The sequence below is a fragment of the Peribacillus sp. Bi96 genome, assembly GCF_918698115.1.
GTDB lineage: Bacteria > Bacillota > Bacilli > Bacillales > DSM-1321 > Peribacillus.
In genome coordinates this window covers 110,907-119,114 of sequence record NZ_CAKKLV010000017.1, presented here as the reverse complement: position 1 = coordinate 119,114, position 8,208 = coordinate 110,907, and the positions used below count along the sequence as shown (strand labels likewise).

Below are 8,208 nucleotides of genomic sequence, written 5' to 3'. Positions count from 1 at the left end.
AATTTCGCGCCTTTACTCGTGAATTTCGCGCCTTTACTCGTGAATTTCGCGCCTTTACTCGTGAATTTCGCGCCTTTACTCGTGAATTTCGCGCCTTTACTCGTGAATTTCGCGCCTTTACTCGTGAATTTCGCGCCTTTACTCGTGAATTTCGCGCCTTTACTCGTGAATTTCGCGCCTTTACTCGTGAATTTCGCGCCTTTACTCGTGAATTTCGCGCCTTTACTCGTGAGTTTCGCAATCTAGTAATTTTCGACTTGTTAAGATTCATAGATGGCCTTGCACAATCTCTAAACTTTGAAACAAATTTAAAAAAGGGGTTCGGAATTAAAACATTCCGAACCCCTTTTTAACTAAGACTAACACCTAGTTGGTACTTTCCTTATAATGTAGTTTTCAAATAACTTTGAACTTCATCCTGCAACTTAGCATATAAGCTTGTTTCCGCTTCAAAGTCCTGTTTTTCCAGGATTTCAAATTTTTCGGGTTGGTCTAGGTCTAGGTCGATTGACACCTTGAATTCATAGGTTGCATTCCCGATTAAATCTATTGAATACTTTTGACCTTCGTCGTCATAATGCACGACGCATTTAACCTTTCCGCCGTTATTGTAGACGGATATTTCACTTTCCAATGCGTTTAATCCAACTGAGCATGTTACTAGGCTGGAAGCTGACATTGCCGTACCACATGCATTCGTGAAGCCGACTCCCCGTTCAAATGTCCGCACATAAATGCTGCCGGGTTCCAACTCTTTCACAAAACTAACATTGACACCATCAGGGAAGAGCTCGTTCGGTTGATTGACCTTCGTTGAAAGGTCTGCCTGCAAATCACTTTGTAAGACTTCACTATCGACGAGCGTGATTAGATGCGGATTGGGAACCGCCAATGCCGAAAATAATAGGGTATCATGAAGTTCCGGCAATGGTTCGTTTTGCAACTGCTCTTTTTCAATGATTAGTGGCAAATCCTTCAGATTGAAACTGACTGGAGAAATTTCCACCTTGAAAGTCGGAATTCCATTATAGATATCTTCCGTTTTCTCAACGAGTAAATTCGCTTTCATCGTTTCCACGATCATTTTATCAAGCCCTAAAACGTCATTCGCGTAACGTGCAACACAGCGAAGTCCATTCCCACACATCGAAGCTTCCGAGCCATCCGCATTAAAGACACGCATCCTGGCATCTGCATGTTCGCTTTTCATCACAAACAAAATACCGTCCGCTCCAAGCCTTTCCCTATTACACAGGGCCTTCGCTAAATTTTTTCGCTGTTCTTCAGTAAACGTCAAGGCCGTAGTCAATTCATCAATGATTAAGAAATCATTACCTGAACCATGGCTCTTTAAACCTTCAATAATCATCCTGTCACATCCTCTAATATGCTGCTTTTCAATTATCATTTTTTTAATATTCTATATCATAGCATTTTCAAGATGGATGTGTCATCGCGTAAATTACAATAAATCCATTTTTCCGCTGAAAAAACAAAATAAAAAGAGCGGTTGAAATAAGAACTATCTCATTCCAACCGCTCTTCCAAAATATTAACCGATCATACCAACGATGAAATAGACGATAAACATTCCTGCACTCACATACATCGGGGGTGAGACTTCTCTCGCTCTCCCGGTTACAAGCTTCAAGAACGGGTACAGGATGAAACCGAATGCCATTCCATCTGCAATACTGTACGTAAATGGAATGATCGTGATGATCATGATTGCAGGTATACTCTCAGTTAAATCACTGAAATCTAACTTTTTAATGTTCCCGAGCATCAAAATCCCAATAATAATCAAAATGGGAGCAATGGCGCTATCAGGGATCACTTTAATCACCGGGATGAACAGCAGTGATAGTATAAATAGCAAACCTGTCACCACTGAGGTCAAACCAGTTCTGCCTCCTGATGCGATTCCAGCTGCCGTCTCAACTGTTGCAACCGTAGGACTTGAACCGAATAGACCTGAAAACAGAACGGAGACACTTGTCGCGGCTAGCGACTTTTTATATGCATCCTGGCGGTTGATACTGTCTACATGCCCATGTACAAGACCAATATTTTCAAAAACAAGAACCATTGTCATCGCAAAGACACTTATCCAAAATTCAATACGGTCCGCTTCCATGAACGATAATGAAAAGAAGAGGTCACCGTAGGAAGCTGTGTCTATGCCTGAAAAGTGGATTTCCGTTAGTTGAACAGTCCCGAACCAATAGGCAATAAAGCTACCTGCCAGGATGGTAATCATGAAGTTACCGGGGACATTTTTGATGAATAGGGTGATAGCCAGTAAAAAGGTCAACACCGTCGCACACACCGCCGGATCGCTTAAATCTCCCAGCGCGATGATAGATGATGAACCTCCCGTGATTATTCCGCCCTTTTCGAGACCTATTAGCATCAAGAATAAGCCAAGACCAACAGATATGGCATCTTTTATCGAACTTGGAATCGAATCACTGATTAACGTAGAGTATTTTGTAAAGGCAATAACTACAAAAATAATCCCAGAGATAAAAACAGCACCAAGCGCCGATTGCCAAGATAGGCCCATTCCTTGAACCATGGTATAAGCAAAAAGAGCATTTACGCCCATACCTGGAACGAGGAGGATCGGGACATTTGCCCATACCCCTATCATGATACAGCTTAAAGCGGATAAAAGAATTGTGGCAATCACTGCACCATTAATCGGTATGCCCGCTTCCGATAAAATCAGGGAATTCACGATGAGAATATAGACTATCGTAAAATAGCCGACAACTCCGGCAAGGATTTCACGTTTTCCATTCGTTCCATAATTGGAAAAATGAAAAAACGCTTCCAAGTTTATTTTTTTCATGTTGTATCCTTATTTAATTTATCCCTCGCCCACCCGTTTGTATTAGTGACAAACTACACTTGGCGATTTTAACAAAAAAAACGATAAAAATAAATAGTATTACTCAAAAATAAAGAAAACTGCCGGAAATAATCCCGACAGCTCTCGATGAACATGATTAATTATTTTTTTCTTCTTCATATCCGTCGACTACCAATTCCAACTTCCCTGTATCGGGCGAAATGATCAGACCATGCACAGGAATATGTTTAGGAATCAAAGGATGTCCTTTTATAACTTCCACACTTTTCCTAACACTTTCATATACATCATCAAAACCGCGAAGCCAGCTGCGTATATCTATTCCAGCAGCTCCAAGTGTATCGATGGTGCTCCTTGGTATATCACGTTCGATCATCTTTTCAACTACTGCATCAGCATCGACTGATGCCATTCCACAGTCATGGTGAGGTATGACGAGTACTTCATCTGCCTTTAGCTCATAGATGGCTACTAGGATACTCCGCATGACACTTCCAAATGGATGGGAGACGATTGCTCCTGCAGTCTTGAGTATTTTGACATCGCCATTTTTGACATTCAATGATTTTGGCAATAGCTCAACGAGCCGAGTGTCCATACAACTTATGATGACCATACGTTTCTCGGGGAATTTATCAGTTTTATACTTAACATATTCCCCTTTTTCTACAAATTGTTCATTAAAATCAAGAATCTCATTAAGTAAACTCATTTTTACCACCCTTTTATTGTGTATTAAATCTATGTATTCACTATAATTATATCAAATATTGAAAAGATTTGCTAAAGGGGAATACTAGTCAATTTGAACGATGATTTAGAGTGGCTGCACAGAACCCAAGGATAATGATTTTAGGAATTTCTTCGACATTGGATGAAAAAGTAAGTATAGGTGTATTTGTCTTGAATCGTTTCCCCCACTCAATAGGCATCCAGCCCTCCTGATATGACACGATCTTCTCCCCGTCTTTTGTCGTAATCTCAAAAGAATTTAAACTTCCCGGTGTTTGAATGGGCATCCATTCCGTACCGTCTTCCTTATATATCATTCCACTGATCTTCAGAAGCGATCTATTTTCTTGATACGATCCAATAAGGCAATCTTGATCATCCATGATTGTCATTTTATTGAAAAGACCCCTTTTGATATGGTACTTAGCAAGTACACGACCCTCATGGTCCACCAATTCATATCGCTTGGCCAAAAGTATCGATAAAAAATTGGGAATCATCCACATGAACCACTTCATATTCAAATCCCGGATCTCACCCATTAAAGATCCATTAGGCGCATAGAGAAGTAATCGCAATGTCGGTGCTGGCATAAATGTCAATAAAACATATTCAGTTTTTAATAACCCGGCTTTCAATTCGATGGGTCCAATAGGCAATTCCTTGATTCTATTTTCATAAATTCGATGACTGACAAATTGGGCAATACTAAATAAAATAAAGGGAGCCGTTATCAATAATATATTTCCTGGGATCAGCGAAAAAATATGACAAATGAAAAAAACAACGGCCATTCCAAGAGAAATCCAGGATGAATGAAAATTTGAACTGCTCGTTTTTTGATAATATTCGCGTATATTCATATTCAGCTCTGCTCCTCACTCCTTACAAGAAAGCTTGCCACCTTAATGGCAACCAATGATTAGGTGTGCCGCAAGCCGATCCGGCTTCCACTTCCCTTAAAGCGCATTGAAGTACATATCATAATACTTTATTCGCTTTAATGTGATCTATTCCCTTTTTTAATAATAGGGCATTTCCCCTCATGGTTCATTCCAGATAAAAAGGACTCCGAATGGATCGGAGTCCTTTTTATCATCCTATAATATCCTAAAAATCAATGGGAAGCGGTAATCCGTTCCTTCATAGGCCTTAACCGCTGCAATGATGGTGAATATGACTAAAGCAACCCCGATGACCGGCAATAGCAAGAATCCAATCAATACAATTGTCAGTATCCCTGCAATAATCGAATATACGGTATAGGAAATGAAAAAATTAAGGTATTCCCTTCCGTGATAATCCACAAATTGTGACGATTCCTTCTTCAATAACCAAAGGACCAACGGACCGATAAATGCTGTAAAAAAGCTGATCACATATATAAGAGCAGCAAACACTCTTTCATCTTTAGTAGGCATAATGTTAACTCCTCCTCTCTCCTATAAATATTTACGAATAAGATGAAAAATAGTTTCATTTTCCTTTTATTATATTCGAAAAACTTTAAATGGGACTATCCTTTCTTCATAAAACATTGTGGTAATTCATATGAAGAAAAATCTGAACATATTCATCCGTCTTGTGCATACAGATAAAATAATGGATTGTCCTATACCTTCTAGATTGGAGTGATTTTTTTTGCTGAACGAATTTCAAGCCTTTATCCTTGGAATCATTCAAGGCTTGACTGAGTTTTTACCTATATCAAGTACGGGACATTTATATTTAGGACGGCATATATTCCATCTTGACGAGGCCGGCATTTTTTTGGATACCATGCTGCATATCGGAACCTTGCTGGCATTATTGGCGGTATACAAGAATGACATCCTTTCCATTTTGAAAAACCCTTTCTCCAAAATGACTCTGCTTCTCGTTGCTGGAACGATTCCTGCAGTGATTGCCGGCCTTTTACTCAGTGATTGGTTTGATGGCCTTTCAAAATCCGGTGTGACCATCGGATGGGAATTTTTAGCAACCGGTCTGATTTTATGGGTAGCGGATGGGGTGAAAAAAGGGGGAAAAACACTGAATGAAATTTCCATTAAAGATGCCCTGATCATCGGAAGCTTTCAAGCAGCTGCCATCATGCCAGCTCTTTCACGTTCCGGCTTGACGATAGCCGCTGGGCTCTTCTGCAAGCTGGATAGGGCCACTGCAGCCTATTTTTCCTTTTTGCTTTCAATTCCAGCCATTTCAGGGGGCATTGCATTTCAAATGAAACCAATATTTACAGGCGAGGTTGAACGGCTTCCAATCACCGCACTTTTCGTCGGTACCCTTGCTTCAGCCATATTCGGTTATATTGCCGTGGTATGGATGATCAATTTCTTGAAGAAGCGTTCACTGAAAATATTCTCCATATATGTATGGTCACTCGGAGCAATCATTTTATTCATGCAATTCACAGGTGAATTTTAAAAAAGCTTCCATTTCTCTTTAAAAAACAGGCGAAAAAAGCAGTTTTTCAAGAAAAAAAGCAGGCGTTTGCACTCCAATTTTATCCTTCAAAAAAAAGTTGAAATTTGACGAAAAAAAAAGGCAAAAAACCTATTCCCAAACCGTTTTTTTTTTAGTATTATACCTTCGTAAGGTTCTTTAGATTTATATAATTTCTGACAATAAAAATAGGGAAGGCAAATGGTGCGCCACCGGTTTCCGGTTCTAGTGGGTTCGATTCCCACCCCGAAATTTTTTGATGAACGACTTAAAAAATTTCGAGGGTGGGCAGCGACTACGCATAAAATCTGCCCTCAAACGGAGGGACGGAAATGTTAAAAAAGAGAGATTTCACAGATTGTTTTTCTCTTTATGAACAAATGACGCATCCAGATGTCTTCCCTTTCGTGCGCCATAAAGTAGATTCATATGAAGAATATGTTTTCATTACTAAGCAAACGATTGAGGCAGAAGATGCTGGGGAACTCATTTCACGAACAATCTTGGATGAATGGGAAAATCCCATCGGTTGCATTTCTTTATACGATATTGAAAATGGTGCAGGTTTCTTAGGCACATGGCTTGGCAAGCCTTATCATGGAAAAGGGTATAATGCCATCGCAAAAGACGCTTTTTTTAAAGAGCTTTTTTTCGAGCTCGGTTTGGAAACGGTCTTCATGCGTATTCGCAAAAAAAATATCCGCTCTATAAAAGCCGCAGAAAAACTTCCCTATGCTGTCAATGCCAACGAAACAAGAAAGTCCCTTTATGATCAGATCAATCATGAAGGAGATATCTTCGATTTGTATGAAATCCCTAAAGATTTATACACCTTTCATATCCTTAGGCAGCCTGATGATGACGAACAGCAATTACTTGAAGCATAAAAAGATAATACAATGCAGTTGATTAAAAAATCAATTTTCTTATCTTTTCATATAAAGGCCGAGAGCTTCCAAAATTGGAAAGCTCTTTTTTCCATTTTCATAGATGTTCAGGAAAGATTGTTGCAATTCCCTATTCTTTTTAGAAATATTTTTTTATAATGAATACAATTCAACATTAATGGCATCATTGAAAGGATCTAATTATGAATAAAACATTTGCTTTTATCGTACAACTTATACTGTTGCTCATCATTTGTAAGCTCGGCTATTATTTAGCTGATCTACTTCATTTACCGATTCCAGGCAATGTCATCGGCATGATCCTGTTATTCATTTTATTACAGACGAAGGTTCTAAAAGTCGAGTGGATCGAACTTACTTCAGGATTCTTAGTGAAACACCTGGCCTTTTTCTTCATTCCCATTTCGATCAGTTTAATGACCATGGGATGGCTTTTCATTGATTTTGGTTTGCCGTTGGCACTAACTTTGGGAGTCAGCTTGATCTTTGGATTCATCGTTGCAGCTTGGACTGTTCAGAAGTTATCCCATAGAGGAGAGGTTAATCAGCATGACAGTGCTCATCACAATTTATAGCATCTTGATAACCATCCTCGCCTATTTCATTGGCAGAAAAATTTATGCTAAACATCCATCACCTTTTACGACGCCCGTATTTTTCAGTACGGTTACGATTATTCTCATATTGCTTATCAGCGGTTTGGACTTCGATGATTATTCACAAGGAAAAGACATCATCACCTATTTCTTGGGCCCTGCTACCGTTGCGTTGGCTGTACCGCTTTATAAAAACAGAAAGATAATCGTCAAATATGCAATACCGGCGATTAGCGGCATGATTTTTGGTCTTATGGTCACATTGATCATTGCCTTCACCATTGCAAAAGCCCTTTCACTTCCGCAGTTCATACTTCAAGGGCTGGCGGTTAAGTCCATTACAGTGCCAATCGCGGTAGAAATTACGGAACTTTATGGTGGTAACGCTAATATTTCAGCAGCCTTCGTTATTTTGACCGGGGTGCTGGGTACGATGATTGCCCCAAAAATGATGGATAAATTAAACATTACCATGCCCTTCGCCCGTGGGATCGCTTATGGTACAATCGCCCATGGTCTCGGAACAGCCCAAGCGGCTCAGGAAAGTGAGTTTACTGGAGCAGTTGCAGGTGCGGCAATGGCTATCGCAGGTATCCTTATTTCCTGTTTCTTTCCTTTAATAAATCATTTCCTATAAAAAGAACCGCAACGTCGA

General features: G+C 39.7%; 10 protein-coding genes. 5 read left to right on the top strand and 5 right to left on the bottom strand.

Annotation, left to right across the window (positions count from 1 at the left end):
- Positions 1 to 246 (top strand): hypothetical protein (locus tag LQ203_RS19380; protein ID WP_230160406.1); only part of this gene is annotated, 246 nt, incomplete at its 5' end.
- 136 nt (positions 247 to 382) lie between these two features.
- On the opposite strand, the gene dapF is transcribed toward LQ203_RS19380, so the two are convergent.
- The 5 genes from dapF to LQ203_RS19355 form a co-directional block, all read right to left on the bottom strand.
- Complete coding sequence (gene dapF / locus LQ203_RS19375) at positions 383 to 1,369, bottom strand: diaminopimelate epimerase (RefSeq protein WP_230160404.1); 987 nt, start codon at positions 1,367 to 1,369, stop codon at positions 383 to 385.
- A gap of 183 nt (positions 1,370 to 1,552) precedes the next feature.
- A complete protein-coding gene (locus tag LQ203_RS19370) occupies positions 1,553 to 2,854 on the bottom strand; it encodes an NCS2 family permease (RefSeq protein WP_230160402.1) in 1,302 nt (433 codons plus the stop codon).
- Positions 2,855 to 3,011: 157 nt separating this feature from the next.
- Positions 3,012 to 3,587, bottom strand: coding sequence for a carbonic anhydrase (locus LQ203_RS19365; RefSeq protein ID WP_230160399.1), 576 nt, complete (start codon positions 3,585 to 3,587; stop codon positions 3,012 to 3,014).
- Between the two features lie 88 nt (positions 3,588 to 3,675).
- A complete protein-coding gene (locus LQ203_RS19360) occupies positions 3,676 to 4,470 on the bottom strand; it encodes a hypothetical protein (protein WP_230160397.1) in 795 nt (264 codons plus the stop codon).
- A gap of 237 nt (positions 4,471 to 4,707) precedes the next feature.
- Positions 4,708 to 5,028, bottom strand: coding sequence for a DUF4870 domain-containing protein (locus tag LQ203_RS19355; protein ID WP_230160395.1), 321 nt, complete (start codon positions 5,026 to 5,028; stop codon positions 4,708 to 4,710).
- Positions 5,029 to 5,251: 223 nt separating this feature from the next.
- Between LQ203_RS19355 and LQ203_RS19350 the strand changes: the two genes are divergently transcribed.
- The 4 genes from LQ203_RS19350 to LQ203_RS19335 all read left to right on the top strand — a co-directional run bounded on the left by LQ203_RS19350 (position 5,252) and on the right by LQ203_RS19335 (position 8,190).
- Positions 5,252 to 6,031, top strand: a complete 780-nt coding sequence (locus LQ203_RS19350; protein WP_230160422.1) for an undecaprenyl-diphosphate phosphatase — start codon at positions 5,252 to 5,254, stop codon at positions 6,029 to 6,031.
- A 350-nt stretch (positions 6,032 to 6,381) separates the two neighbouring features.
- Positions 6,382 to 6,936, top strand: coding sequence for a GNAT family N-acetyltransferase (locus tag LQ203_RS19345; protein WP_230160393.1), 555 nt, complete (start codon positions 6,382 to 6,384; stop codon positions 6,934 to 6,936).
- 203 nt (positions 6,937 to 7,139) lie between these two features.
- Complete coding sequence (locus tag LQ203_RS19340) at positions 7,140 to 7,532, top strand: CidA/LrgA family protein (RefSeq protein ID WP_230160391.1); 393 nt, start codon at positions 7,140 to 7,142, stop codon at positions 7,530 to 7,532.
- On the top strand, positions 7,507 to 8,190 hold the full coding sequence (locus LQ203_RS19335) for an LrgB family protein (RefSeq protein ID WP_230160389.1): 684 nt from the start codon (positions 7,507 to 7,509) through the stop codon (positions 8,188 to 8,190). The genes LQ203_RS19340 and LQ203_RS19335 overlap by 26 nt, the downstream gene beginning before the upstream one ends.
- The last annotated feature ends 18 nt before the right edge of the window (positions 8,191 to 8,208 follow it).